General features: G+C 63.1%; 22 protein-coding genes. 14 read left to right on the top strand and 8 right to left on the bottom strand.

All coding sequences use genetic code 11. The features are described 5' to 3' along the window. Positions 1-24: 24 nt before the first annotated feature. The 5 genes from FDY95_RS23520 to FDY95_RS23500 all read right to left on the bottom strand — a co-directional run bounded on the left by FDY95_RS23520 (position 25) and on the right by FDY95_RS23500 (position 3,076). Positions 25-399: a hypothetical protein gene (locus FDY95_RS23520; RefSeq protein WP_138081734.1), complete on the bottom strand. Its 375-nt coding sequence runs from the start codon at positions 397-399 to the stop codon at positions 25-27. A gap of 165 nt (positions 400-564) precedes the next feature. Further along, positions 565-975 carry a hypothetical protein gene (locus FDY95_RS23515; protein WP_138081732.1) on the bottom strand — a complete coding sequence of 137 codons (411 nt, stop codon included), beginning with the start codon at positions 973-975 and terminating at the stop codon, positions 565-567. A gap of 3 nt (positions 976-978) precedes the next feature. Beyond that, a complete protein-coding gene (locus FDY95_RS23510) occupies positions 979-1,311 on the bottom strand; it encodes a hypothetical protein (RefSeq protein WP_138081730.1) in 333 nt (110 codons plus the stop codon). A gap of 142 nt (positions 1,312-1,453) precedes the next feature. After that, positions 1,454-1,834: a hypothetical protein gene (locus tag FDY95_RS23505; protein WP_138081728.1), complete on the bottom strand. Its 381-nt coding sequence runs from the start codon at positions 1,832-1,834 to the stop codon at positions 1,454-1,456. Positions 1,835-2,128: 294 nt separating this feature from the next. After that, positions 2,129-3,076, bottom strand: a complete 948-nt coding sequence (locus FDY95_RS23500) for an ArdC family protein (RefSeq protein ID WP_138081726.1) — start codon at positions 3,074-3,076, stop codon at positions 2,129-2,131. Positions 3,077-3,463: 387 nt separating this feature from the next. Here FDY95_RS23500 and FDY95_RS23495 point away from each other — a divergent pair, with 387 nt between their 5' ends. After that, complete coding sequence (locus tag FDY95_RS23495) at positions 3,464-4,855, top strand: hypothetical protein (RefSeq protein WP_138081724.1); 1,392 nt, start codon at positions 3,464-3,466, stop codon at positions 4,853-4,855. Positions 4,856-4,958: 103 nt separating this feature from the next. On the opposite strand, the gene FDY95_RS23490 is transcribed toward FDY95_RS23495, so the two are convergent. From FDY95_RS23490 to FDY95_RS23480, 3 genes are read right to left on the bottom strand one after another with little or no spacing between them, the layout of a single operon-like run. Next, a complete protein-coding gene (locus tag FDY95_RS23490) occupies positions 4,959-5,333 on the bottom strand; it encodes a DUF3127 domain-containing protein (protein ID WP_138081722.1) in 375 nt (124 codons plus the stop codon). A 54-nt stretch (positions 5,334-5,387) separates the two neighbouring features. After that, complete coding sequence (locus FDY95_RS23485) at positions 5,388-9,191, bottom strand: toprim domain-containing protein (protein WP_138081720.1); 3,804 nt, start codon at positions 9,189-9,191, stop codon at positions 5,388-5,390. Further along, positions 9,142-9,558, bottom strand: a complete 417-nt coding sequence (locus FDY95_RS23480; RefSeq protein ID WP_138081718.1) for a hypothetical protein — start codon at positions 9,556-9,558, stop codon at positions 9,142-9,144. Before FDY95_RS23480 ends, FDY95_RS23485 begins: the two co-directional genes overlap by 50 nt. 344 nt (positions 9,559-9,902) lie before the next feature. On the opposite strand from FDY95_RS23480, the gene FDY95_RS23475 reads away from it, so the two are divergent. From FDY95_RS23475 to FDY95_RS23415, 13 genes are all read left to right on the top strand, one after another. After that, positions 9,903-10,418: a hypothetical protein gene (locus tag FDY95_RS23475; RefSeq protein ID WP_171025823.1), complete on the top strand. Its 516-nt coding sequence runs from the start codon at positions 9,903-9,905 to the stop codon at positions 10,416-10,418. Between the two features lie 75 nt (positions 10,419-10,493). Next, complete coding sequence (locus tag FDY95_RS23470; protein WP_138081714.1) at positions 10,494-10,934, top strand: hypothetical protein; 441 nt, start codon at positions 10,494-10,496, stop codon at positions 10,932-10,934. A gap of 17 nt (positions 10,935-10,951) precedes the next feature. Then, the gene (locus FDY95_RS23465) at positions 10,952-11,281 is read left to right on the top strand and encodes a hypothetical protein (RefSeq protein ID WP_138081712.1); all 330 of its coding nucleotides are present in this window, start codon (positions 10,952-10,954) and stop codon (positions 11,279-11,281) included. Then, positions 11,244-13,886, top strand: coding sequence for a VirB4 family type IV secretion system protein (locus FDY95_RS23460; protein ID WP_138081710.1), 2,643 nt, complete (start codon positions 11,244-11,246; stop codon positions 13,884-13,886). Before FDY95_RS23465 ends, FDY95_RS23460 begins: the two co-directional genes overlap by 38 nt. Next, entirely contained in the window at positions 13,883-15,046 is a 1,164-nt protein-coding gene (locus FDY95_RS23455; protein WP_138081708.1) for a hypothetical protein, read from the top strand. Before FDY95_RS23460 ends, FDY95_RS23455 begins: the two co-directional genes overlap by 4 nt. A 49-nt stretch (positions 15,047-15,095) precedes the next feature. Next, positions 15,096-15,770: a hypothetical protein gene (locus FDY95_RS23450; protein ID WP_138081706.1), complete on the top strand. Its 675-nt coding sequence runs from the start codon at positions 15,096-15,098 to the stop codon at positions 15,768-15,770. 100 nt (positions 15,771-15,870) lie between these two features. Beyond that, entirely contained in the window at positions 15,871-16,542 is a 672-nt protein-coding gene (locus tag FDY95_RS23445) for a conjugal transfer protein TraK (protein ID WP_138081704.1), read from the top strand. A gap of 25 nt (positions 16,543-16,567) precedes the next feature. Beyond that, the gene (locus FDY95_RS23440) at positions 16,568-17,683 is read left to right on the top strand and encodes a DUF4138 domain-containing protein (protein ID WP_138081702.1); all 1,116 of its coding nucleotides are present in this window, start codon (positions 16,568-16,570) and stop codon (positions 17,681-17,683) included. Between the two features lie 10 nt (positions 17,684-17,693). Then, entirely contained in the window at positions 17,694-19,235 is a 1,542-nt protein-coding gene (gene traM, locus FDY95_RS23435) for a conjugative transposon protein TraM (protein ID WP_138081700.1), read from the top strand. Positions 19,236-19,266: 31 nt separating this feature from the next. Next, positions 19,267-20,178 (top strand): hypothetical protein, encoded by a 912-nt coding sequence (locus FDY95_RS23430; RefSeq protein WP_138081698.1) that lies wholly within the window; start codon positions 19,267-19,269, stop codon positions 20,176-20,178. Between the two features lie 13 nt (positions 20,179-20,191). Continuing rightward, entirely contained in the window at positions 20,192-20,746 is a 555-nt protein-coding gene (locus FDY95_RS23425) for a hypothetical protein (RefSeq protein ID WP_138081696.1), read from the top strand. Positions 20,747-20,898: 152 nt separating this feature from the next. Beyond that, the gene (locus FDY95_RS23420; RefSeq protein ID WP_138081694.1) at positions 20,899-23,256 is read left to right on the top strand and encodes an FG-GAP repeat domain-containing protein; all 2,358 of its coding nucleotides are present in this window, start codon (positions 20,899-20,901) and stop codon (positions 23,254-23,256) included. Positions 23,257-23,403: 147 nt separating this feature from the next. Next, the gene (locus FDY95_RS23415) at positions 23,404-26,007 is read left to right on the top strand and encodes a T9SS type A sorting domain-containing protein (RefSeq protein WP_138081692.1); all 2,604 of its coding nucleotides are present in this window, start codon (positions 23,404-23,406) and stop codon (positions 26,005-26,007) included. Positions 26,008-26,036: the final 29 nt, after the last annotated feature.

Genomic DNA, 26,036 nt, shown 5'->3' with positions numbered 1-26,036 from the left:
ATAGGATCTGAGAAGGGGATAGGACTATTGGAATTGCTCGTCGCGGCACAGCAGCACGTCGCCGTAGATAGGGTGCCCGGCCAGCAGGGAAGCCACCAGGTTGCACACGGCCTCGCTGCTGGCCAGCACGTCTTCGTCGCAGATGAGGATGTGGCCGGGCAAGGCGTCGTCCAGGTGCACCACCGAAACGAGGTCGCACTTGAGCAACCGGTACAGCTGCTCCAACTTGAAGCTGGTCTTGTTGTCGGGCTCCACGGTCGGCGCCTGCGACAAGGGCGTCTTGATTTGCAGCAGGCGGGCCTGGCCGAGCGGTTGCAGCTGGGCGACAACCTGGGCCCGGGCCTGCGCAAAGCGCGCGGCCAGCATCGGGGTACCTAACGAGGCGGAATCAGGGGACATGCTCATGGCTTTATCGTTTGGTTCTGAGCGTCTTGCTCTATACTTATTAAACGAAAACTGCCGCCCTTATGTTGTATTTTTTACAATATATAATTACTGATTTTCTGGGCCTGCCCCCAACAAAAAAGGCCGGATAACCCGGCCTTCTCAACTCCTGCGCAGCTGCTAGCCACGCCCCCAAAGCCGGCACCAGGCCAGCCCCAGCAAGCCGGCCCGGCGAAAGTCCTGCAGGCCCTGGGCCGGGGCCGGCAGCCGCACGTCAGCCCGGCAGGTCAGGATAACCACCGGCCCGAAAATCCGGCACTGGTCGTCATCCTCCTGGCCGAACACCTCGCCGATCAGGAAGCGCGGCAGCAGCTGCTCGGCGGCCGGGTTTCGAGCCCCCTGGCACTGGCGGTAGATGATGAAATCGGCGCCGGCCTCCATGATGCCCACCTGGGCGGGCTCTTGCTCCAGCAGCTGCGCCGCGAGCTGCCAGCGCCCCAAGCAGCCGCCGGCGGACTCGTCGCACAAGTTCAGGTCGGCCACCGCTACCTCCTGAGGAGCGGCGGCCGGGTGTAGAATCAACGCGAACATGGCTCAGGCTTTCAGCAGAAACACCCCTACGCACTTCAGCTTCGGGCCGGTCAGCGGCGCCTGGCCGGTCAGGTGGACAAAGTCGGCCCGCATCCAGCGCATGCCCGCCGCCGAATCGGCTACCACGAGCTGCATTCCGTTCTCGGCTACGCGGTGGCGGAAGATGGGCACCGGCATTCCCCACAACGTGGCCTTGCCGATGGGCTGGGTGGGGTCTACGTCCTCGACCAGCGGCAGCAGCTTGTCCTGCACCGACGTCAGGCCCATAAGTACCAGTTGGTCGAACAGTTGAAAATCGACCCGGTACGCGTCGTTGTTGTCAAGCAGGTGTACCATGAAAGGGAATTACGCTATTGGTTTACAGATACTTATTTAACGAAAATACACCGCTTTATGTTGTAATAAATACAATATAAACCCGGTATTTGACTTAGCTTGGATCTTCCCCCCAACTGCCCCACTCTTCACCCGTGCGCGGCTACGCAGCCAGCAGCGCGCCTGGGGTTGCGTAGGCTTTGCCGTCGGTCAGGCGCAGGTGCAGCGCGTGGGTGATGGGCGACTGGTCGGCGTCGAGGTAAAAATGCGCCGCGCGGTAGGGGTTGTAGCTCACCAAGGCCTGCGCCGGCGTCTCGGCCGCCGTGAACGTGCCCAGGGCGTAGGCGTGCACGTTGCGCCGCTGCTCGGCCAGCACCCGCAACCGGCCTGCCGGCCGCACCCGGAACGTCACGTTCAGCAGGTTGACCGTGGCCAGGTGGGCAACGACCCGCTCCCCGAGCATCACCGACCACAAGCCGTTATTCAGGTTGCGGTACACCTTCACCTGCCGCCCTTCCAACTCAATATCCGTGCTGCGAACCATACCAGTATCGTTAGCTAATCCCTTAATTACTAAACGCTTTAGCCCTACCCGCGTTGCCTGCTCCGGGCCTAATCAGCAGGTATATTCTGCCCGCCCTGCACCTTCCCCGCTACTGCCCCACACCTGGTCCCAGGGCACAAAAAATGCCGCCTCTCCCGAAACGGCATGCGCAACGCCTCCCTGGCTTCGTGTCCTGGCGCGGGCGGGGCTCGATGCCCCGCCCGCGCCAATCCCGGCCCGCGCCGCTTGGCCCCGCCCACCGCTGCCGGGTGGGCGGGGCCGCAGCGCCCGGGGTTACTCCTGCTCCTGCTCGGCCGGCTCCGGCTCGGCGTCCTGCGGCTGCTCACCCAGCATGTAGCGCACGGCCCGCTCGGCCTGCGAGGCGGCCGAAACAATCATTTTCGGGTCGTTCTTGAGCACCTGCAGCCAGTTGGCAATGTAGGCGGCATTGTGGCCCAAAATGCCGGGGTCGATGCCGGCAAAGCCGCACAGGAACGAGGCGCCGAACTCGGCTATAAGTTCCTCCTTGGCGTACTGGTCGCTGCCATGCCGGTCAAATTGCGCAATGCCTTCGCGGTTGAGGCGCTTGGCGTGGCCGGTGCTGTGCACGAACTCGTGAAAGAGGGTGCAAAAATAGTGGTCCGGGCTAACGAAGGTTTCCGGCTTGGGCATGTTCACAAAGTCCAGCCGGGGCGAGTAATACGCTTTTTGGTGCATGTGGGAAAGCTGGGGCGCCGTGGTGTAGGCGGCCAGCAGCTGCCGGGCCTGCTCGTGGGTGGGAATCTGCGGCTCGGCCGGCACGGCGGGCAGGTCAAATTCGATGCCGTCAATCTGCGAGTAGTGGAACACCGTGAAGTATTGCAGTACGCCGCGCTGCTGCTTCTTCTCGGTTTCCTCGGTGCCTTCCTGCTCGGCCTTGCGGCGGGCGGGCTGGTAGAAAATGATGGGAAAGCCTTTGGAGCCGGCGCGGACCGTACCGCACATTTCCTTGGCTTGGTTAAACGTCATGAACACGGCGGGCTGCCCGGCGGCGGCGAAGTTGAGAAACACGGCGTTGAAACCAGAATAGGCGCGGCCGGTGGCGTAGTTGGTCGGCCAGATGCCGGTGCCGGGGGCACGGTTGGCCCACGGCTGCTTCCACACGATGACGCCCTTTTCGAGCTGTTCAATGATGCGGGCCGTTACAATTTCGTAAACGGACTTTTTCGGGGCGGTCGGCTGGGTTTTGGACTTGGCTGCCATAAGAAAGAAAGGGGTTTAATAGGTTGCTTTCTAAGTATATATACGCTTTCTCGGGGACTTGTGTTGTAAAAAATACAACACAATAAAGAGCCGCGCGCCCTTTCTCCCTACTGCCCCAATCGTTGCAAAACACAATCTCAGCACCCCTGCGCCACCTGCTGCGTGCGGGATGGGAGGGGTTCAGTCCGAAGGACCGGAGCGCAGCGCAGCCCCGTACAGCCCGGCCCGAAGGGCACGCCCAGAGTCAAGTCTCGCCCAGAATCCCAGGATTGAAGCGTCTCAGGAAGGATAGAATAGTGGTATACTTGAAATTCCGCAGAGGGTCTGCTGTTGCCGCTTTACTAAAACGCAGCACTACACAACTAAATAGCGCTTGCTCAAACCGATATGTCGGAACTCTTTCGATACGACTTTAAAATACAATTAGACTTTGAGCAATACAAAGAAGTATTTGGGGACAATTACGGCCATACAACAACTGACTACACGCGAGTTTACAACTCAAGTTTGTGGTTCAACCAAATCAAGCCACAATACAGCAAGCTCACCATTTATTACGACCACCAAGAATACATCTTTGAAAAATTAGAATACCTATTAGAAAAAGGGATTAATATCCTGAGCTTGATAAAACCAGAACCCACTGAGGATAAATGGAATTTCCGAAGCATACTAGATTTATCAGAAAGTATGCTTATCAAAATCAAAGAAAGCCACTATTATCTACATGACAAGCAACCCGTTGTTCTTACCATAGACAACATATCTATTTTAGACCCTGGAGGCTTCATGTATAATGGCCGATTCACATTGACAGAAAACGCTATACAGCATATCAGTAATTATATCAAATACACATTCGTAGCTTACATTGAAGATAAAGACCCTCTTCTTTATGAGAACAACAATAGGACTGTTCGGCTTGGCCCAGTCGCATTCAAGTTAATGTTTGAACACCAATACGAAGCAATTCACGGCCGCGAAATAACTATAATCAGAGACCCATACCTAGTATTTACAGAGGAATCAGATGAGGTATCTGCGGAAGAATTTATCTTACTCGGCACCAAAGTCTGTCAGCTCATGTCGCTGTTCTGGGAAAAAAGGATTGACTTTTTTCACGCCAAAGTGCGAATCAAACCGCACGAAAAATACCGTACAAAAGAACTGATAAAGTATTCAGAACCTACTAGCGACAAGTCGGTTGACTCGTACCTTGAAAGAAAACTTGAGACATTCTATAACTTCATTGAACGAATCGACTATGACGCGTTCTGCGCACATGAGCTTTTAGTAGCAGATACAACAACGAGACTGATTAGATCGAAGGAAGTAGACTCAATATCCCGGTTTATGATTTATTACAACATCATCGAGAAAATCAGAAACTACTGCATGGCAACTCCTATAAAAGACAACCAACTAACAATAAAGGAGGAATACAGCTTCACTGTTGGCAAGAGAAAAAGAGACAACATAATAAAAGATGCAATAAAGTCCATCAGTTCTATTGTAGAAGATTCGGACGTTAAAGATTTCGAAGCAAACGCAAGTAACAAAGTTACTTTCATTCGAAAGACGGGCTTAATTGATCAGTTTAGCAGCCTGATCAGTTTCTTGGGACTTGATGCCGAAGATTACGCGATAGACTTTCAGACTCTCATTCGCATACGGAACGATATTTATCACGGCAACCTACCAGACGAAAATATACCTGAATACAACCATCACATGAATAGCTTGATTTACGACATGCTCCTTAAACTTATCACTTACTGAACTCAATGGACAATACGACCACGTACCTTCCATCTGTCACTACTTGAAAACAAAAAGCCGCCCCGGGAGACCAGGGCGGCTTTTTGTTGCGTGAGAAACGGCACTAGAACGGCAGGTCGTTGTCGTCGTCCGACGCGATGGGAGCGGGGCGCTGCGGCTGCGCGTCCTTGCGGGCCGCCGGGGCCGCCTGGCCGCCGCCGGCGGCCGCCTCGATGCGCCAGGCCTCCAGGTTGGTGAAGTAAAGCATCTGGCCGTTTTTGTTGAAGCCGCGGCCGCGCAGGTTGAACTGCACGCGCACTTCGTCGCCCACCTTGTAGGCATCGACCAGGCTGGTTTTGTCCTGCACCAGCTGAAACTTGATGTGCTCGGGGTACTGGCCGTCGACGACTTCGATAACGAATTCGCGCTTGGAGAATTTTTCGCTGACTTGCTGCGTGTCGAACTTCTCGTGCAGCTTGCCGGTGGCTTCGTATGCCATGGGTAGAAAGGGATTGTGCCCCTGGGGGCGGTAGGGAAAAAAGATGAATGCGGATTAGCGGCCGACCTGCTGCTCGTCGCGGGCTTTGTCGGCCTGGTAAGCGGCTTCCTGTCGGGCGTTTTTGTGCTCGGGCAGCTCCAGGACCTCGACGCCCTGGCTGCGCTCGGCCTTGTCCAGGGTGGCGGAAATGTCCTTGATGGTCGGCTGATCGGTGCGGTAAGTCACCGACATTTCCGAGTGGCGAATGCCGTCATCGGTGGTGACGCTCTTCACCTCGCTGGCGTTGGCGCCGGCGGCCTCGATGGCGCCGTGGATGCGCTCGGCCTTGCCGGGCTCCTGCTCGTGGCCACGGTCTACCTTTTCCTCGACCTTGATAATGGCCAGCTGGTTGCCCCCGGCGGCCAACTCCCGGGCCCGGTCGCGCAAGGCCTTCTGGTCTTCGGTTTCCTCCTTGGGCAGCTCCGCGGGCGGGGCCACCTTGTCGAGTTCGTTGGCGCGTACCTGGGCCTGATCAGCGAGGCGCTGGCGCTCGGCCTGATCGGGCGTTACTTCGGCTACGGCGGTGCGCTCCGGCGTGCCGGGGGGCGTGGGCTGGCCCGGGCCGACTTCCGGCGTCAGGGGGTTCTGCGCGTAGCGCTGCTCGGCCTCCCGCTGCCGTTGGGCACGCTCGTCCTCCAGCGTAGGCAGGCCCTGCTCCTGGCGCAGCTGCCGGGCCCGCTCAAACTCCGGCGCCGGGTTGGGCACCAGTTCGTCGCCCTGGCGAATGTGCGTCGGGCCGTAGGGGTTCAGCTCCCGGTGACAGGCCCTGTCCTGATCTTCCACGGCGGCCTGCCGCATGAACCGGGCGGCGTACGGCTCGGTGAGCGTCACGCCCTGGGCGGCTTCCTGATCGAGTGCCCGCGACACATCGGTAAAGCTGGGCTGATCGGCCCGGTAGGACACGGCCAGATACGTGCGGTCGTTGGCCGTCACCACGTCGGCCACCGTTGCCCCGGCCTGGCTCAGGCGCTGGCCCGCTTCGGCCAGCTGCTGCTGTTGCTCGGCGCCTTTGCCTTCCACTTCCAGCTGCAGCACGCGCACCGGCGTATCGAGGGCGTGGCCGTAGTTCATGTTCGGGTCGTAGTACGGCGACGTTTTCAGCTCGCTCTGGGGGTTGGGCACCTGCGCCGGCGGGGCGTAGGCCTCCCGGCTCTCCTGGGCGAACTTCTCCGCGGACGGAGCCTGGTCGAGCTGCCACTCGGCGCGCAGCGCCGGCAGCGTGGTATTGTTCTCGCGCACGTACTGGCCGGCCAGCACGTCCACCCGCTCGGCCCGCTGCGCCTCGCCGCCGATGATTTTAACGCCGGGACGCAGGCGGGCCTGCTCCAGCTCGTGGTGCACCGCGTCGAGGCTGGGTTGGCCCAGGTGGTAGGCCACCCGTACCTGCCCTTGCTCCAGCTCCGTGCCGGCTGCCGGGCGCACCTGCACATCGACTACGCCCGCGCCGGCCTCGTGCAGCCGGTCCCCCAAGGAAGCGTGCAGGGGGCGGCCGGTCTGCCCGTCCATGCCGCTGGTATTGATCAGCAGGTACCGCTCCTGGCCAGCTGCGCCGGGCACTTCGCCTAGCTTTTCGCCTTCCCGGCCGGTGAGCCAGGCCTGCGCGGAAGGGGTGCGGCCGCCCTCACCGTGCCAGTGCGGGTCGGAGTACTGCTGAATGCTTCTGTCGACGCCTTCCTCGGCCCGCAGGTCGCGGGCATCCTGCCGGCGTTCCGGCTCGCGCTGGCGGTACAATTCCGTGGCAGCCAACTGGCTGGTTTCCCACGTCGCGGGCCCTACCCGTTCGCCTTCTACGCGGTCTGTGCGCTCGGCCAGCACGGCGCGCGGCTGGATCAGGTTCAAATCCTTGTGGTCCTGCTCCAGCGTGGCCAGGCGGTCGTGAATCTGGCGCAGCTCCGGCTGGTCGATGCGGTAGGCGACGATGAGCGAGGTTTCCCCGCGCTCCGACGTCACCGTGCCCGGGGTCATGCCGAGCTGCTGCAACTGCTGGCCCAGCTGCTGCAGTTGCCGTTCCTGATCGGGGCTGGTACCCGGTACCGTCAACTCGACGTGCCGGTTAAGGCTGCGCGGGTCGATGATGAGCGACTGGTCCACGCCGGGCGCGTCGGCGCGCACGGGCGGCGGGTACACGGCCTGGGAGTAGCCCGCATCGGCCGCGGCGGCGCCAACCATGAACTGGCTGAGCTTGCGGTCCTCTTCCTGCCGCTGTCTGATGGCCTCCGGGCTGTTCTGCTGCCGCTCGCGCTCCAGCTGCTCCTGCCGCTCCCGTTCCTGCTGCTGCTGGGCCTTCAGTTGCTCCTGGCGCTGCTGCTCGGCCAACTGCTGCTGCTGCTGCGCCTCCTGCATTTTGAGTTGCTGGATGCGCTCTTTCTCCTGCAGCTCCCGCTGCGCCTGGGCGGCGCGCTGCTCGGGCGTCATGCCGGCCGCGACCATTTCCAGGTCGCGGGTGTAGTCCTTGCTCTGGGCGTACTCAATTTTGAAGAACTGGGCCGGCTGCCGTTCCGCCTCGGGCAGGCGCTGCTCGCGCTGCTGGTGCTGCTCCCGGGCCAGCAGCTCCAGGGCCGGCATGTCCGAATTGGCCGCGCCCACGCGCACCACGGACTGCGACGAGCTGGTACGCACCACCGACATAGACAGCGGCGGCTGGTCGGCTTGCTGCTCGCCCCCGTTGAGCTGCGCAATGCGCTCGGTGAGATTGGCAATGGCCGTGCGCCCCTCGTGCGCCTTGTCGTGGTTGAACTCGATGCGCAGGCCCGTGTGGTACTTGCCGGCGGCCGTCGCGTGCCAGGTGATGGGCGGGGCCGCCTGCTCGTACACCGGCAGGCCGGCCACGGCGCCTTCCTTGCGGGCGGGCTGCAGGTCGTTCAGGTAATTGATGTTGAAGCGCCGGCCGGCCGCGTCGTTGTCGTTGGCCAGGGTGACTTCGGCGGGCCGCTGCCGGTCAATCAGGCGCTGGATCAGCTCGGACTGCCGCTCGGTCACGTTGCCCGACGTGGCCACGTACATGGTGTTCGGCCCCTTGCCGCCGCTTTGCTCCAGCTGGTATTTGCTCATCGCGTCGATGGCCGACTCGGTGACGACCACGCGCTCCACCGGCGTACCACGGCCTGCCGTGGGCTGGCTGACCCAAATGCCGTCCTTGGGGAGCGGCAGCATGGATTTGAAGTTGGTGTTCTTCTCCTCGATTGAGGAAATGCCCGTCTCGTTGTAGAGCGGGAAAGCGGTGTTCTGGTGGTGGCCGTTCTGCGCCGTGAACACGCGGTTGGTAAACGCCGGCGCGTCGATGGTGCTGTCCGTGATGCCGCGGCTGTGCAAGTAGTCGCGGTTGGTCAGCTCCGGCTTCAGGCCCAGGGCCTCGCCGATGAGGAAATTGCGCTTTTCCGCGTCCGTCATCCCCTCCGGCACCGGCAGGCGCTCGGCAGGCTGCGCGGGGCGGGGCAAGGCGTCGAGTGCGGCCCGGTCGCGGGCGGGGCCGTCCTCATTCAAATAGGCCCGAAGGGTCTGCCGCACCTGGCCCAGATTCAGGCCCTGGCCGTGGCTGCCCCCTCGGGCTTTCACCAGGTCGATGATGGAACCGTTGTCGCGGTCATCACCGGGATTCATGTAAACCTCGTGCCCGTCTTGCTTGCGGGTCACGATCAGGGTCTCGCCGTCCTTGTGGAGCTTATGCCAGTCGCCGCGGCGACTTTCCTCCTTGATGGTGTAACCCAATTGCTGGGTGGCGTAGCCCACCAGCGAAATATCTTGCTTGAAGTGTTCGAGCTCGTCAGCGCTATTTTCCCGTCGGGGCGGGGCTTGCTGGTTCGTCGTCGGGGTGGACATGGGATTGGTATGCTTCTTTAAAAGCAGCCAGCCCTTTAGCGTCCGTGAAGGTAAATTGGTGGGTAGTCACCGGCTTGGTTGCGCCCGCTTCGGCGCCCTTGACCGGCTCTTTCTTCTTGACTACTTCCGTTTCAAACCCGAGCGTGCGCAGAATGCGCTGGACCGCCAAAGGAGAGGGCCGCTGGGATTTGCCATTTTTTAAGGTAACCAGGGCCGTGTAGCTAAGGCCGGGTTCGCCGGTCTCAGCATACTCCTTAAGGCCCCCGTGGGGTAGGGAATTCAGATAGGCGCTGATGAGCTCCTCGGCTTCGCTGTAAGGCACAGCGAGTTTCGGGTCTTTGAAGGCGCGCGGCTTCAATTTGGACATGGGTACGGGCGAAAGATTGGCGTAGGTGGTCGTTGGAGTACGGGCGTCCGGTAACAAAGTCGCCGGAAACTTTAGGCAAAAATTGCATAAACTTTTGGAGAATCCCTACCGGCCAGAAAAAGTCTCGCAGCTTGGGTCTCCAAAAGTATTACTTTGCTATAACTTTGATTTAGCTTTGCTGAAGTTTTTAATTATGTTTGGCAGAAATTTATCTCTCCCCTCACATGGCGCATACTGGCCCAGCTCTACTGCTCGCAGCGGCACTCGTGGCCCTGGCGGTATTCGCGTTCTGGGTGCAGCGTCAAGGGACCAAAAAAGCGGCAACAGAGCCTAATAAGCCCTCTTTGCTGCCGCCCGGCCAGAACCATCCGGCCACGTCCCGGCTGCATTACGACCTCGTGGATTTCGAGCCCGTCACCCCCGAGCTGGCCTCGGTTTGGGATGTCTACCACAAGCTGACCACGCCGCCGGCGCCCGCGCCGGTCGTTGAGGAAAAAGAGCCCGAAGAGAGTTCAACGGAAGTTACACCAAATGACGACCAAAGCTTAACGGAAACGCCCGCTGAGTCCCCGGTAGTCGAGGCCGCTCCAGCGGCGGCACCGCCGCAGCTCAGCGACAAAGAGCGGGCCCTGCGCGAGCAGAGCCGCCGCCTCATGGACAACCCCTACGATACGGCTGCGCCGGCCTACGAAGCCCAGCAGCAAACGCAGCGGGAGCAGCTGCAGAAACAGCGCAAAACCCTGCCGGGCGTGGTGCTGAAAGACGGCCCGCTCCCCACCGAAGTAGTCCCGGTTCACCAGCTCCCGGTTGCGAGGCCCGCCAAGCGCCGGCAGCCCAAGCTGGAAGAAGTTGAGGACTAACCCTTTCCAATGGCCATCCTCGGGCGTCGGCACCCCGATCAACAACCATTTTTTTCACCCCTTACCCATTTTTTCATGATTACCTCCACTCTGAATCGCGCCGCGCGCCGCTCCCAGCAGTTTGCGGCCGACACCACCGCACGCGTCCTGGCTGCAGGCGCCACCTTTCCGGCCTCGTGGGGCCGCATGGGTTCGTGGGAAAAACGCTTCTGGGCTGCCTTCCTCGGCCTCGCTGCTGCGCACGGCGACGTGTGGGCGCAGGGCGCCGGCAGCAACACCGTCACCCAGCTGAACAACGTGAAGACCACGGTTATCGGCATCGGCCAGGTGCTCTTCGCCATCTTCCTGATGGTGGGCCTGGTCAAAACCGTGAAGAAGTTTATCGGGGGCGAACCCGATGCCATGACCTCGCTCATGTGGCTCATCGGCGGGGTGCTGCTCTTCTTCGGCTTCCAGGTGCTGAAAAACCAACTGGTGCAGAACGCCGGCGGCATGAGCGGCGGTGGTGTTGAATAAACACTTCAACCCTCTCAATGCAAACCTATAAAAGCATTGAAAGACCGGCCCAAGTCCTCGGATTGGCAATCCAGGATTTGGGCCTCGTCTTTGGGCTCCTCATCGTCGGCGGCTTGCTGACCGGCGTGCTGGGCCTGGTGATAAGCATTCCGGCCTGGGTCTACTTGGTGCTGCTGCTGACGTCGCTGGGCCTGTTTTTCGGCTTGAAGTACCTGGCGAAGCACAAGCCCCCCGGCTTTTTGATGGGCTACGTGAGCTTCAACCTCCAACAACCCCGGCGCCTGACGCTGGGGGCGATTCCCACGCCACATGAAAAAAGTAAAAAGCGCTCCGCTGACCGGAGCTAACCCCGTTTTCAAGTTCGAAGACGATAAAGTCATCCTGAAAGATGGCCGGGTAAGCATAGGCTTCCGCCTCCACGCGGCCGAAATGGAACAGTGGGACGGGGATGCCTACTCGGCTTCGCACGCGGCCTTCATTGCCGCGCTCAAGTCGTTGCCCGTCGGGGCGGTGTTCCAGAAAACGGATGTGTACTACGACAAGCCCTACCAGCACCAGATGCGCGAGGGCGCGTATTTCAACAACCGGATGGGCCGTTTCTTCGGGGAGCGGCTGGTGCTCTACCACCAATCCTACGTGTTCTTAAGCTTCGCCGCCGCGCCGACGTCGGACGCGAAAAAAGCCAAAGCGCCGCGCCGCACCAACGCCCTCAACGCCCTGGTGAACCGCGCCGGCGACCTGCTGGGGGAAAACCGGTTTGCCACCGTCGTCAAGAGCATGGAGCTGGCCGAGCGGGCCGCCTCCGAGTTCAAAGAGACCCTGCGCGCCGTGCCGGGCGTCACGCTCGAACGCCTCAACGAACAGGAAGTGCAGCAGCTCTACCTGCAGTACTTCAACCTGGAATTTGCCGACCAGCCCAAGCACCTCGCGCGGGAGATGGTCAATGAAATCGGCACGCTGGCCGTGGGCGAGCGGAAGGTATCGGCCGTGAGCATGGTCGGCCAGGGCACCGAAGTGCATCCCTGGGTCCACAACGACAGCAAAGTCGTGACGCCCATGCTCTTCCCGATGACCCACTACCTGCAGTTCCCGCACATCCTGACGCAGGCCGTGCTGGTGCACGACACGAAAGACAAGTTGGATGAGCTGGACCGGGACCGGAAGCTCAACAGCTCCCTGTCCTCGCTGGCCACCCAGGACAACCTGCTGCGCGTGGCCGAAATCGAAGAGCTGTCGCTCGACGTGCGCAACGGCAACAAGCAACTGGTGGACCTGCACCTTTCCTGCCTGGTATGGGATACCGACGACGTGCGCCGGCAAAACAACCTGGAAAAGGCGTCGGCCGCGCTGCGCGGCATGTACGACTCCGAGGCTGTCGTCGAGAGCTTCCTGACGCTGCCGCTGTTTTTCGGGGCGCTGCCGGGCAACGCCTTCCAGATTCCCGACCGCTGGATACCGCTCTCGTCCGACCGGGCCAGCTGCTACGTGCACTGGACCACGACCTACCGGCCGGAGCGCAGCGGGGAGTACATCTGCGACCGGTTCCGCAACCTGGTGCGCGTGAACCTCTTCGACACGACCCAGAACAACCAGAATTCCATCACGATTGGCCCCTCGGGCTCGGGCAAGTCGTACACGATGGGCAATTTCATCATTCAGCGTTTCGAATCCGGCGCGCGGCAAATCATCATCGACGTGGGCGGCTCCTACCGCAACGTGGTGCAGTCGCTCACGGGCGCCGACTTTGAAAACTGCTACTTCACGTACGACCCGGCCAATCCGATTGAGTTTAACCCCTTCTTCGTGCCGCGCAACAGCGACGGGCGCTGGCTCTACAACGAGGCCGTAAACGAGCGGGGGGAAGAAATCAGCAACAAGAAAAACTTCCACCTGGCCCTGCTGGCCACGCTCTGGAAGCATACCAAGGACACGGTGCTGCAGAAGGCCGAGCAGACCATTCTCTCGCGCTTCCTGGATGGCTACTACGCCCACTTGAACGAGCAGCCGAACCTGGGCAAGGAAGGCGAGGCCTTCCCCGGCCTGGAAGGCTTCTACCGCTACGTGCAGGCCACGCACGAGGCCATGATGCAGCTCTCGGCGGAAGATGAGGGGCTGGCCACCCGGCAGCGCCAGTACCAGAAGGATATCACGTTCGTGAACATGAACGAGTTTTTCCTGGTGCTCTCCGACTACGTGACCGGGGGCCGCTACGCGAAGGTGCTCAACGCCAAACGGGACCGGGACCTGTCGGACTACCCGCTGATCTGCTTCGACATGGACAAGGTGAAAGCGGACGCTACCCTCTACCCGGTGGTGGCCATGCTTATCACCGAACTGTCGCTCGACCTCTTTTTCAAGTACAAAAAGGACGTCAAGTACATCCTCATGGACGAGGCCTGGAGCATGCTCAGCGGCTCGCTGCAGGACTTCATCGAGAATATGTACCGCACCATTCGCAAAACGAATGGCAGCATCGGCATCATCACGCAGGGCATCGATGAGATTGTCAAGTCGCCCATCGGCAAGACGCTCATCACCAACTCGGCCACCAAAATCATCCTGCTGCACCAATCCGAAGCGGAGTGGAACCAGTTGGCCGCGCCGCTGGGCTTCACGCCCCATGAAATGTCGCTGATTGCCTCCATGCGGTCCGGCGGTACCTACCGGGAATTCTTCATCAAGAAGGGCAGCAACGCCAAAGTATTCGTGCTCGAAGCGGCGCCCCAGATGAACGCCATCCTCAGCTCCAAGCCCTATGAGCGCAACTACCTCAACGACCTGGTAAAACAGTATCAGTTTGCCCGCCCGGTGCCCCAGCGCGACGCCAACGGCAAGCAGAAGCGCGACCCGCAAAACGGGGAGCTGCTGTACGACCTGGTCTTTGAGAACCAATTGCCGGTTGCCGTCGACGTGTTCGTGGAAGACTTACAAGCCGGCAAGGTGCACCCATGAGCACGGCCCTGACCCTGCAGCAGCCACTGCTGCTCGTCCTCGGTATCGGGGGCTCCGACCTGCAACCAGAAATGTCGCAGGCCGCTTACAACGCGGCCCGCACGGTCCTGGCGATGTGTCGCAATCAGATCCTGCCCATCATGATGATGATTACGCTCACGTACACCATCTGCCGTGGCTACCTGCAGTCAGGCTCCTTGCAGATCGACCTGAGCCCCATCTTCCGGCTCATCTTCGTCTTCATTCTGCTTACTAGCTACCGCTCGCTGGTGCCGCTGATCGGCGACGGGCTCGGCGCCGTTACGACCATCATCCGGGCGCCGCTGAACGGCTCTTCGGCCTACCAGTTCATCGAGCGCCTGGCCGACCCGACGCCCACGCTGGCCGACCCGAACGCGGTGGTAAACGGCGACCTGACCATGACGCAGCTGGTGGAGCAATCCATGCAGCAGTTCAAGAACGCCTACGACGCCATTACCACCTTCAGCCTGGAGTCGCTGCTGATTCGCTTTTTCACGCAGGGCACCATCATGCTCATTCGCAACATCATGTATTTCATACGGATGTTCGCCCTGGGCTTCCTGTTCGTGGCTGGTCCGATTGCCATTACCCTGTCGGCCATTCCGGCGTTTTCGGGGCTGGCGAAAAACTGGCTGCAGAACTTCATCAGCGTGCAGCTCTGGTCGGTCACGTTTGCCATCCTGGATCTGCTGTTCGACGGCTACACCGCCGCCAAAGTATCGGGCACAGCCATTTCGCAGATGACCAACCCGGTGGCTTCGGCCCAGCGCAGCGGGGAATACATGGTGGCGTGCTTGATTTTCGTCATCCTCTACATCATGGCCCCCTACCTGACGTCGCTGGTCATCGGCGGCTCCGCCGTGCAGGGCTTCATCGGCTCGGTAGCCGGCATGGCCGCCTCCATCGCGGGTACGGCCACGCAGGTAGCCGCTCCGGGCGGCGGCGGGGTAGCCGGGGCCGCCGGCCGCCTGCTGCAGACCGCCCGTTCCGCCGCATCGGGCAGCGGGGGCAGCGGCGGGGGCGCTAGTGCCCCGAGCGACGGCGGCTCTGCCGGACCCGCGCCGGCCGCGGCGCCGCCGCCAATGGCCGCCCCGCCGACAACCAACGTGCCGCGCGTCGCTGCCTCGTCCACTTTCTAACCCTTGCGGCCCGGCTCCTGGACGGCCGGGCCGCCCTACCATCCTTGCTATGAAACCTACCGTGCCCGTACTGGCCGGACTGCTGCTGGCCGGCCTGCCGCTGGCGGCGCAAACCCCGCAGCCCTGGGCGCACCAGCAGCTGCTCAACACGCTGCCCAACCGGACGCAGGCCCCGCGCGGCCCGCTGCGCGCCGTGGCCCTGGACTCGCTGTTTCGCTACCTGTTGCCCGACATGGCCCCGCGCAGTCTGGTGGCCGTGCGCGCCGGCGAGGGCCAGCCGCAGCCGCTGCTGCCGCTGCCCGGGCGCGTGGTGGCGCCCGTGAACCCGGAGCCGGGCTACGCCTGGGCCGGGATGAGCGGCCCGGCCTACCGCCTGGCCGCGTGGCGTGTGCCCTACCGCGTGACGCTGCGCAACCTGAACACCTACCGGCAGCCAATGGGCATCAAGGCTACCGGCAACGGGGTGTGGCAGCTGGTGCTGGTAGACGCCCGGGAGCCCCGCCCCGCCGGCCTGGCCCGCGTGGTGGCCGTGGGCGACACGTTCTCGGTGCGCGGCACGCTGCTGGTCTACGAAAGCGGCCTGCCGGGTTTCGTGGCACTGCATCCCTACCCCGGCCTGCTGCCGGGCGATACGGGCTACACCAAACTCCTGATTCCGGCCCGGCTGCCGGCCGCTGGCCAGTCGCCGGCCCCGGTTACGCCCCCCCGCCGCAAGGGGCGGTAGGGGGAAAGGGCGGGCCTTTTTCTCATTTCATCAACTCCTCTCTTCAGCTTTTACAATGGCAACGGACAGCATTAAAAACCTGAGTACTTCTTATTCTTCCATGCGCAACATCGCGCTGGGCGCTATTGGCCTGGCCCTGGTCGTCTGCTTGGCAGCCGGCGGCCTGGTGATGTACGCCTACGGCTCGGTGGGCCAGCGCGTGTACGTCGTGGGCTCCCAGGGCACGCAAGCGGCGCTGGCCGCCAATCCCGAGGAACACACCGACTTCGAGCTGCGCAACCTGGTGCGAACCTTCGCCCAGTACATGTTTCAGCACGATCAGTACACGTTCAAGGACAACCTGAACATGGCCCTTCCGCTCATCGATGAGATGGGGGGCCGGCGCATCTACGACGGCTTTAAAAAGGGCGACGTGCTGGGCAACTACACCAAGTTTGGCGCCCGCACCTCGATTACGATTGACAGCATCGTGATTGACTCGCACTCCCGGCCCAAGTCGGGCCGGCTCTACTTGCGCCAACGCGCTTTCGTGGGCGACCGGCAAAGCCAACCCACGCCGATGGGCTGCTCCTTCCGCTTCGCGGAAACCAACCGCAGCAACAAAAACCCCTTCGGTGTCATCCTGACCAGCTTCGACTACTTCCTCTACAACCCGGGCATGTCGAAGGCCGAGAAGCAGATTCTCGAAGACCAGGCCCGGCGCGACGCCGAGGACCTGGCCCGCGCCAAAGCCGGCGCCGCCGCGGCGCAGGCCGGCACGGAAGCGCAATAACCACCTCGTTCATTCCTCTACGCATATGTTGTTTACTGTATCCCGCGCCTCCCGCGCCCGCCTGTTGCTGCTGCCGCTGCTGAGCCTGCTGGCCCTTACCAGCTACGGCCAAGGCTTCGGCCTGTTCCGCGGCCGCCGCCAGGCCCTGACGCTGCCGGACTCGCTACTGCAGCCCGCCCCGGCGCCGGCGCCGCTGCCCCCGGGTGTTCACCAGGGCGGCTATACCTCCACCGGCCAGCACTACACCATTACGCGCCTGGCTCCGCCGGAAGCACCCGGCCCGTTCGGTGCGCAGGCACCGCTGATCGACGTGGCCGTGTCGGACAGCTCCACGACCTACTTGGTATTCGCCGGCGGAGTAAGCTTGGTCGATGTGGGGATGATGGATAACTACCTCGTCAAGATCGAGGCCAACGCCGTGTTCGTGCGGGCCCGTTCCAAGAAAGCCCCGCCTACGCCCATTCTGGTGCGCTTCGGCAGCAAGTACTGGATGGGCCGCCTGGTGACGGTGCGCCGGCCGGTGCTCACGCTCTACGACTTCAGCAAACCCGGCAGCATGAACCCGCCCGCCGGCGCGGGCGGAAACGCCAGCGCCTCGGCGTCGGGTACGGCCAACCTGGGCGGGGCCATCATGCCGGACCAAAGCCAGGGCGTCGGCCCTGAAAATGCCTTGGCAATGGACAAGGACGCCCGCAAAAAGGCATTCATCAACGCCAAGCTGCGCCGCCTGGACCTCTACCGCGAAGAGCACCAGGCCGTGGCCGTGCTCGACAACAAGCTCGCCTTGTCACTGGCCAATGTGCGCAACGACAAGGATTTCACTTACCTGCGCTTCAAGGTCATCAACAACAGCAGCATCGACTACAACGTCGATTTTGTGGACTTCGCCTTGGTAGAAAACAGCAAGCGCCGCTTCCTGGGTAAGAAAAAGAACCAGGCCCGGCGGCCCCTGGCCCCGAGCGGCGGGCACGCCAACCAGGTCATCAAGGGCAACAGCACCGGTTACCTGTACTACGCCGTGCCCCTGTTTGCCGCTACCGATCAGGGCCACCTGCAGGTAGACCTGCGGGAGCTGAACGGCGCCCGCGCCCTGACGCTGCCGATTCCCAGCCACGTCATCAACACGGCCTCCACCTTCTAGCCTGCCCAGCATGACCGACAAACCCACTCAGCCGGTGGACAGCCTCGATGAGGCCGCCGAGCAACCCGTCGCCGCAGCTGGTGCCCCGGTCCGCAAGGACTGGGGCGCCTGGGCGCTGAAGAACAAAATGTACATTTTCGGGGCGCTGTGCGCCCTGATTATGCTGGCCGGGGGCGCCTGGATCTGGATGGCGGAAGCCGAAGCGCAGAATGCTGCCCCAGGTATCGCCGGTTCGACCAACAGCATGGGCCAGGTGGTGAGCAGCCCCGTCATCGCGGACCCGGCCGCGCCGACGGACGCGCTCGATCAGAAAGCCATGGACGAGGCCTCGGCCCGCTACCAGGCCGAAAAGCTGGGCCCCGACGAGCTGCTGCAGCAACAACAACTGGCCGTCGGCTACAACGATACGGTAGGCGTAGCGGCCATGCGCCGCGCCCAGCGCGAAGAGCAGCAGCAAAAGCGGGCGCAGCAGAACATGATTCGTGACGAGTACGTGCGGGAAGCCCGCCGGCGCAACACGGATACCGTCATGGTCACGCGGCGCGACCCGTCCACTGGCCAGTACACCCAGCGCCGCGAAACGGTGTACCGCTCGCGGGCCTACTCGGCCGGCTCTTCGGGATTTGTGGGCGGCGGCGCCGGCCCCTCGGCCGCCCCGAAGGAACGGCCGCGGCCGACGCGGGATAAGGACGGAACGCCGTTTGAGACCAACGACGACGTTAACGAGCTGCTGGCCGGCGCCGGCGTGGCCGTGCAGCAGAGCTACGAGAAGATGACGGGCCGGCGCTTCCGGCCCCTGGACCGGCCGCACAACGTGGACCCGAACGTGAAAGCCGGGCTGCAGTACGTGCCGGGCATGGACGGCTTTAACACCGTCAAGTTTCGCGGCTCCAACGCCGACCCGGAAGAAGACATGGAGCAGGTGCTCACGCCCGACGTGTTTTTCCGCTGCCTGATCAATGGCCACCAGCAGGTGCGCACCGGTTCGGTCGTGTTGCTGCGCCTCTCCGAAGATGCCACCATTGGCGGCGTGGTGTACCCGCGCAACATGGTGTTTGCCGCCGTGGCGTCGGTGGAATCCAACCGCGTCGCGCTGAGCATCGACCGCATGGGCCCTTACCGGGTGAAAGCCGAGGTGTTCAACTACAACTACATGCCGGGCATCATGATTGACCCGGAAAAGCGCCCTAAGCCGGAAGGCGGGGTGGGCATTGCCTCCGGCATGCAGCAGTCGGGCACGGCGGAGCTGTCGGCGGCTATCGACCGCTCCGTGTCCGCGGCTAATTCTCCCCTGGGCATTGCCGGCCGCATGGGCACGGCCATGATCCAACGCCTGCCGCAAGGCGGGCGCAAGCTCCGTGAGGTGCTGCTTCCTGATGGCTACCCCGTGTTGATTACCACTTCTAAAGCGTCTGGGGCCTCCGCGGCTCCGGCTCGGGCGGCTGCTGGTGGGCCGACCGGGCAGGACGGCAACCCGTTCCAAAGCCCGTTCATGGCGGGTCAGGGCATCGGGGGCTACAACGGCCAGACGCGCGCCGGAAGTGGATACTAATTCTTTCACTTCAACCCCTACCTCTATGACCATGAATGCAAAAGCACTCGCGCTCAAGGGCCTCGTCGGCGGTTTGATCGTCGCCCTCATGCTGGCCCCGCCGCCCACGGCGCAAGCCCAGTTTCTGACCACCGACGTTCCGCACATCGCCGTGCAGGTTGGCGAATTCGCCAAAAAGGCGGCCGACTGGGTCAAGACCCTGCAGAACTACCAGGTTGTGCGGGACGCCTACACCGTGGCCACCACGGCGAAGGACATTTCGAGCCGCATCCGCGACATCAGCTCGGAAGTCAAAAACCTGACCTCGGACGCGCTGGACCTGCAAAACACCATTCAGAACGACCTGAAGAAGGTGGCCAGCATCCGCGACCTGAAGCTCGCCAACGTACCGCAGCTGCTCAACACGGCGCTGGATCTGACCGCCACCAAAGGCGGGCTTACCACCCTGTTTCCCTCGGTGAGCCGCGCTGCCCGCCTGCAGACGGCCCTGGCTACCCGGGGCACGTCCGACATTCAAACGGTGGCCGGCATCTTCAACCAGTTCCAGGCCGGCACGTCCTCGCGCAAAACGTTCCAGCAGGTGCAGACGGCCGGGCAGGAAACTGCCCTGGCCGGCCTCGCGCTGGAAAACATGCAGCAGAAAGCCCAGATCCAGCAGGCGTTTGATTACCAGCGCATCGCCGACGAAATGACGGCGCAAGCGGCGGAAACGCAGGCTACCCTCAAAAACGAGGGGCGCTACAAGATGACCGAGGCCGAACGCCTGAACTCGCTCAACAACGCGCAAAACAGCTTGATGGAAGCCAACCGCCTGCGCGGCCAGGCCAACGACCTGCTCGCGCAGGCCTCCAGCAAAGGGCCGGCTACGCAGGCTGCCGAAGCCGTCTACCGCGACAAGATGCTGTCGGCCTCCATGAACGCGCTGAGCAACTCCTTCCAATAATCCTTAGCCACTAATGAGACTGCTTTCTTTTCGACCGCTGCTGCTGGCCCTGGGCCTGGTTCTCCTGGCCCTGCCCCGTCAGGGCGTTTGCCAGCGGCATATTCGTCGCCTGAATACCGTAGGCGCCCAGATCGGGCGCACGGAAGAAGGAACCTACGTATCCGCCAGCTACGGCCGGTTCCTGACCAACAGAACCCGTCTCGATTTCGGGGCTTCGCGCGAGCGGGGCTCCGGCCGGGCCGGTATCGGGGAGTTCTCCGCCTACGGGGCTAGCATCGGAGTCTCCCGGCTGGTATTCCGCCTGGGGGAAGTGTTCTATTGCCACGCGCAGCTGCAGGCGCTGGGCCGCTACGAACGCCTCCAGGAAAACAATACGGGCGGTCGGGAAGGGGGCAAGGCTCCGCAGGGCGTTGCGCTCGGTCCGGTGGCTGGCCTCTCGGCCGACCTGTACCTGCACAACCGGATTTCGCTCACGGCGTCGGCCACCAAAGGCCGGCTGTTCCTCGACCCTAAGGTCGATGCTTGGCCAGGCTTCTACGGGGTAGGCCTGCGCTACCACTTCCAATAACCTTATTCCAAACTGCTTGCTAAGCCCCCGGTCGATGACCGGGGGCTTTTTTTAATAGTGCTTTAGTTGAACTTTGCTATAACTTTACAAAACCTTTGATTCAGTTATGAATCAATATTTCATTTCCCTTCCACCGTTTCCCAGTTACCCATATGCGCACCCTTACATCATTTCTCCGCCTGGCGGCCCTGCCGCTGCTGCTCGGCGCCGCCTCGACGGGGCGCGCCCAAACTCCGACCAGCTTTTTCGGCTTCGAGCTGGCTGCCGGCGGCACCGGCCCCTCCGGCATTGCGCTGGCCGACGTGAACCGCGACGGCCGGTTGGATTGCCTGGTATTGAACACCGGCACGAACGGCGTAGCCGTGCGGCTGGGCAACGGATCGGGGGGCTTTACCGGCTCGCTCAGCGTGGGCGTAGGCCGGCAGGCGCAGAACCTGCTCGTAGGGGACCTGAACCAGGACGGCAACCCGGATTTCGTGGTGCTCAACTCCGGTGACGGGTCGCTCGCGGTGCGCCTGGGCGACGGGCAGGGCAACTTCAGCGGCGGGGACGTGGCCACCGGCGTCGTGCAGGCCGCGACCATTCAACTGGCCGACGCCACCGGCGACGGCCAGCTCGACTGCGTGGTGCTGTCGAGCACGGGCGAGGTGCGGGTACTGGCCGGCAACGGGCAGGGGCAGCTGCTGGCCACCGGGCAGGCTACCTCCTTCACGGCCGCCACCTACTCGGGGTACTATGCGCTGGCGGTAGCCGATCTGAACCAGGATGGCCTGCAGGATCTGCTCGCGCCGGCGACGGGGGGCGTGCAAGTCAAGCTGGGCACCGGCGGCGGCCAGTTCGGCCCGGAAACGACGGTGGCCATGCCCCTGACCCTGGCCTCGGAAGTGATGAGCGGCGACGTGAACCAGGACGGGCTAGCCGACGTGCTGGCCGCCGACTACATGACCCAGTCCGTGTACGTGCGCCTCAATACCGGCGGCAACAGCTACGGCCCCACGGTCACTGTGCCGCTGCCGGACTACCCGGCTCCGGTCAAGCTGGCCGACGTGAACGGCGACGGCTTCCCGGACCTGCTGGCCGCGTACTACGGTTCCCCGACCATCTACTACCGCCTGGGCAACGGAACCGGCGCTTTCCCGACCGGGGGGCAGGTAACCGTGAGCGGCGTCTTCAACGGGGCCAACGGGTTTGCCGTCGGCGACGTGAACCAGGACGGGCAACCGGACTTTGTGACCTCCAACAGCAACCAAAACTTTTCCGTGTGGCTGAATACGCTGTTGCCGCGGCGCCTGCGCACGGGGTATAGCTTTCCGTTTGGCTACAACCAGGGCCTGACGCAGCTCATGTGGACAAAAGGCAACGGCATGAACCGGGTGGTGTTCATCCGCGAGGTGCGCCCGGGCCGGGCGCCGCTGGTCGAGCCGGTGGACGGCGTGACGTACTCGGCCAACTACCAGGAAATGTCGGTGCGTACCCACGTCGCCCGGGGCACCTACACGCTGGGCCCGGGCCCTTCGCGCGACTCGCTGGCGTACCTGCGCAACCCCAGCATCGGCCACGTTTACGAAATGGCCGTCTACGAGTTCATCACCGACCCGACCCTCGGCCCAGTTTACCGCCGCCACCCGAGCGTGCGCTATACGTTCACCACGGCCCGCTACGCGCCTACGCTGTCGGCCACCAATGCCAACCCCGGCCCGCAGCTCAACTGGGACATTGCCGCGCAGTACAAGGCCACGGCCTTTCAGGTTGAACGCTCCGCGGACGGGGTATCGTTTGCCCCCGAGGGCCAGCCGGTCGCGGCGGCCGACAGCGCCAATACCGTGCGCTCGTACAACCAGCAAAGCAGCACGCCCCTGGTTGCCCGCACCTTTTACCGGGTGCGCCTCTCGCACGCCGATGGCACAACCCTGTACTCGAACGTGGTTGAACTCGCCCCGACGCCGCTGCCCGTGGAGCTGGTGAGCTTTGCGGCCAAACTGCGGCCGGACGGCGGCGCGCAGCTGAGCTGGACCACGGCCCAGGAGAAGAACAGCGCTTATTTCGACCTGCAGCGCAGCCTGGACGGCCGCGCCTTCGAGTCCTTCGGCCGCGTGGCCGCTGCCGGCAACAGCACCCAGCGCCTTACTTACACGGGCACGGACCCGCGCCCGCTCAGCCGCGCTACTTACTACCGGCTCAACCAGGTAGACCTCGACGGAACGCAGCACCTGTCTTCCATCGTGGTGCTGAGCCCGGCCGGCACGCCCCGCGCCCTGACGTGCTGGCCGAATCCGGCCGCGGCCGGTGACCGGCCGGCGGTACGGCTTAGCGGGCTCACCGATTTTACCGCGCCGGTGCACTTCTCGATACGCTCGGTTGCTACCGGCCAGCTCGTGCGGCAGCAGCAGCTGCCGGCGGCCTCGACGGTGGAATGGCCGGTCTCCGTCGATGGCTTATCCGGGGGCGTGTACCTGGTCGAAGCGCAGGCCGGCAAGGACCGCCTGCGCACCAAGCTACTGGTGCGCTAGCTCCTCCCGCCACCACCCCCGACCCCCTGCCAAAGGCAGGGGTTTTTTTTACTGCCTGGCTCCGATTGATTGAGCTTTACAGTAACCCTACATAAGCTTTTGTTCAGCTTTTCTTCTCTCTTCTTCCACTTCTACCCTTACCTGCTCATGAGTTACAACCCTAATTGGTGGTTGGTGCTGCTGATCCAAGTGGTGCTCTGGCTAACAAGCCACCTAGTCAGCGCTCAACCCGGCTCCCCCATGCCGACCGCGCCCCCGCAGGCCTTGCGCCCTAACCGCGTGAATTGCAACAACGCGCAGCTGACCTGGACCAAAGGCGCCGGCACGCACACGCTGCTGGTGGTGAAGGACAACACCTATACCAGCCTCGCGGTGATGCACCCGGCCCAGCAGATCGATTCGGCTGGGGTAGGCGTGTTTCCCAGCTACTCGGCTAACCAGATATTCGGTCAAGGCAGCGAAACGCGCCCGGGCGCCTACGTGGTGTATGCCGATACCGGCCGCGTGGCCAACATCACCCACCTGCAGCCCAACCGCCTCTACACGGTACGCGCCTACACGTACAACATTAACAGCGCGTACGACTCGCTGGGCACGGTCGTCACCCAGTACCCGGGCGTGCCGGCCGGCAATTACTACCTGCTTGATTCGGCCCAGTACGTGCTGCACACGCTGCCGACCTGCCCCAACGTGCAGCCCCTGGCCGGGCCCTCGGGCATTCAGGTGCAGGTGCTCGACTGCAGCACCGCCCGCATCACCCTGCGGCCGGGCAACGGCGAGGGCCGCATCATCGTGGTGGCCGATAACGCCTACTACACCGAAACGCAGCCGGTGGACGGCGAAACCTACTTTCCCAGCCCCATCTACGGCCAGGGCAGCAAAACCAACCCGCGCAAGACCGATTTCGTCGTCAGCGCCGGGCGCGATACGAGCGTGACGGTGTACGGCCTGGTACCCGGCCGGGTCTACGACATATCCGCTTACGAATACAACTCCCTGCCGGGGCCGGACGGGGGCCCCAGCGACGTGTTCGACTACGAGCACACCCACGCCAGCACCGCGCACGCCTACATGGTCGTTTCGCCCTGCTCAGCACCGGAGCCGGCCGCGCCGGCTACGGCCCTGGTTGCGCGCCAGCTTACCTGCAGTTCCGTACGCCTTTCGTGGAGCCCGGGCGCGGGCGATGGGCGGCTCGTGGTGATGCGCTCGGCCGGCTCGGGTATCATGATGCCCACGCAAAACGTGTCCTACCAAGGCAACCCGCTTTTTGGCCTGGGCAGCCAAACCCAGCCGGGCTGCTATGTGCTGCAGGTAGCCAACGATACGGCCGTATCGGTGCAGGGCCTGTCGGCCTCGACGTACTACGAGGTTTCCGTTTACGAGTACCGCCTCGACGGGCAGGGCCGCCCCGTTTACTTGCTGTCCAAGCGGCCGGCCAACGCCTTTTTCATTACGCCCTTCTGTCCGTCCGTGGGGCCGCCGACCGTAGCCGCCGGGCAACTGGAAGTCAGCAGCGCCGCCGCCGTTGATTTCGGCAACGCCACGGTAAACCTGCGCTGGCGCACCGGCAACGGGGCGCACTGGCTGGCCCTGGTGCGGGATGCGCGCTCGGGGCGGGCTTCGTTGCAGGCGCCGACCGATGGCACGACGTACGCGCCGGTCAGCAATCAGCTCGTGCCCGCCAATCTGGTCGGCGCGGGTACCTACGTCGTCGGGGGTGGGTTGTACGCCGGCGTCGCAGCAGACTCGGTCCTGACGCTTACGCAGCTTCCCATCGGCCACGAATACGAGGTAGCCGTTTACGAGTACAACGTCGATGGGCTGCTCGGCCCGATGTACAGCTCCACCGCGGCCGTGCTCACCTTCCGAACCCCGCGCATGGCGCCCGTGCTGGCCGGCAGCCTGAACGCGGCCCGCGAGGCCTCCCTGCAGTGGGACGTGGCCGGGGAGTGGCAGTGCCTGGGCTACATCGTGGAACGGTCGGCGGACGGGGTAACGTTCAGCGGCCCCTCAACCGGGCCGCTGATCAGCCAGATTGTGCAGGCCGGCTCGGACAGTGCCCGTACGGCTTCCTACACGCGCGTGGACCAGCCCGCCATTACCGCGCCGACGCATGTTCGCCTGCGCATGGTGCACCGCGACGGGGAAACGGTTTACTCCAACGCTGTCCTCTTAACGCCTGCCGTGCCGCTGCCGGTGGAACTGGTGGCCTTCGCGGGCAAGGCACGCCCCGATGGCGGGGTGCAGCTGAGCTGGACCACGGCCCAGGAAAAGAACAGTGCCTATTTCGAGGTGCAGCGCAGCCCCGACGGCCGCGCCTTCGCGGCGCTCGGCCGCGTCACGGCAGCCGGCACCAGCACCCAGCGGCTCGATTACAGCTACACCGACCTGCAGCCGCTATCAAAAGCGACGTACTACCGCCTGCGGCAGGTGGATCTGGATGGCACTGCGCACCTCTCGGCGGTGGCCGTGGTGGGCCCGGCCAACACCCCGGCCGGGCTGCTGCTGTGGCCCAACCCGGCTACGGCCGGCGAAACCGCTACCCTGCGCCTGAGCGGCGTTGCCGAGGCGGCTCAGCCGGTACGGGTAAGCCTTCGTTCCGCGACGGCGCAGCTGGTGCTCCAGCGCGAAGCCGCGGCCGCGCCCACTGTCGAAATACCCTTGCCGCTGCAGGGCCTGGCCCCTGGGCTGTACCTGCTCGACGCGGTGGCCGGCAGCCACCGCTGGCAGACCAAACTAATTATTCGGTAGGGGAGAGAAAATTATCCCCCTGTGGCTGA

Origin of the sequence: Hymenobacter jeollabukensis (assembly GCF_005771675.1) — a bacterium.
In the GTDB taxonomy this organism is placed as follows: domain Bacteria; phylum Bacteroidota; class Bacteroidia; order Cytophagales; family Hymenobacteraceae; genus Solirubrum; species Solirubrum jeollabukense.
The sequence above is the reverse complement of the archived record's forward strand: the minus strand, read 5'-3'. Positions and strand labels throughout refer to the sequence as shown.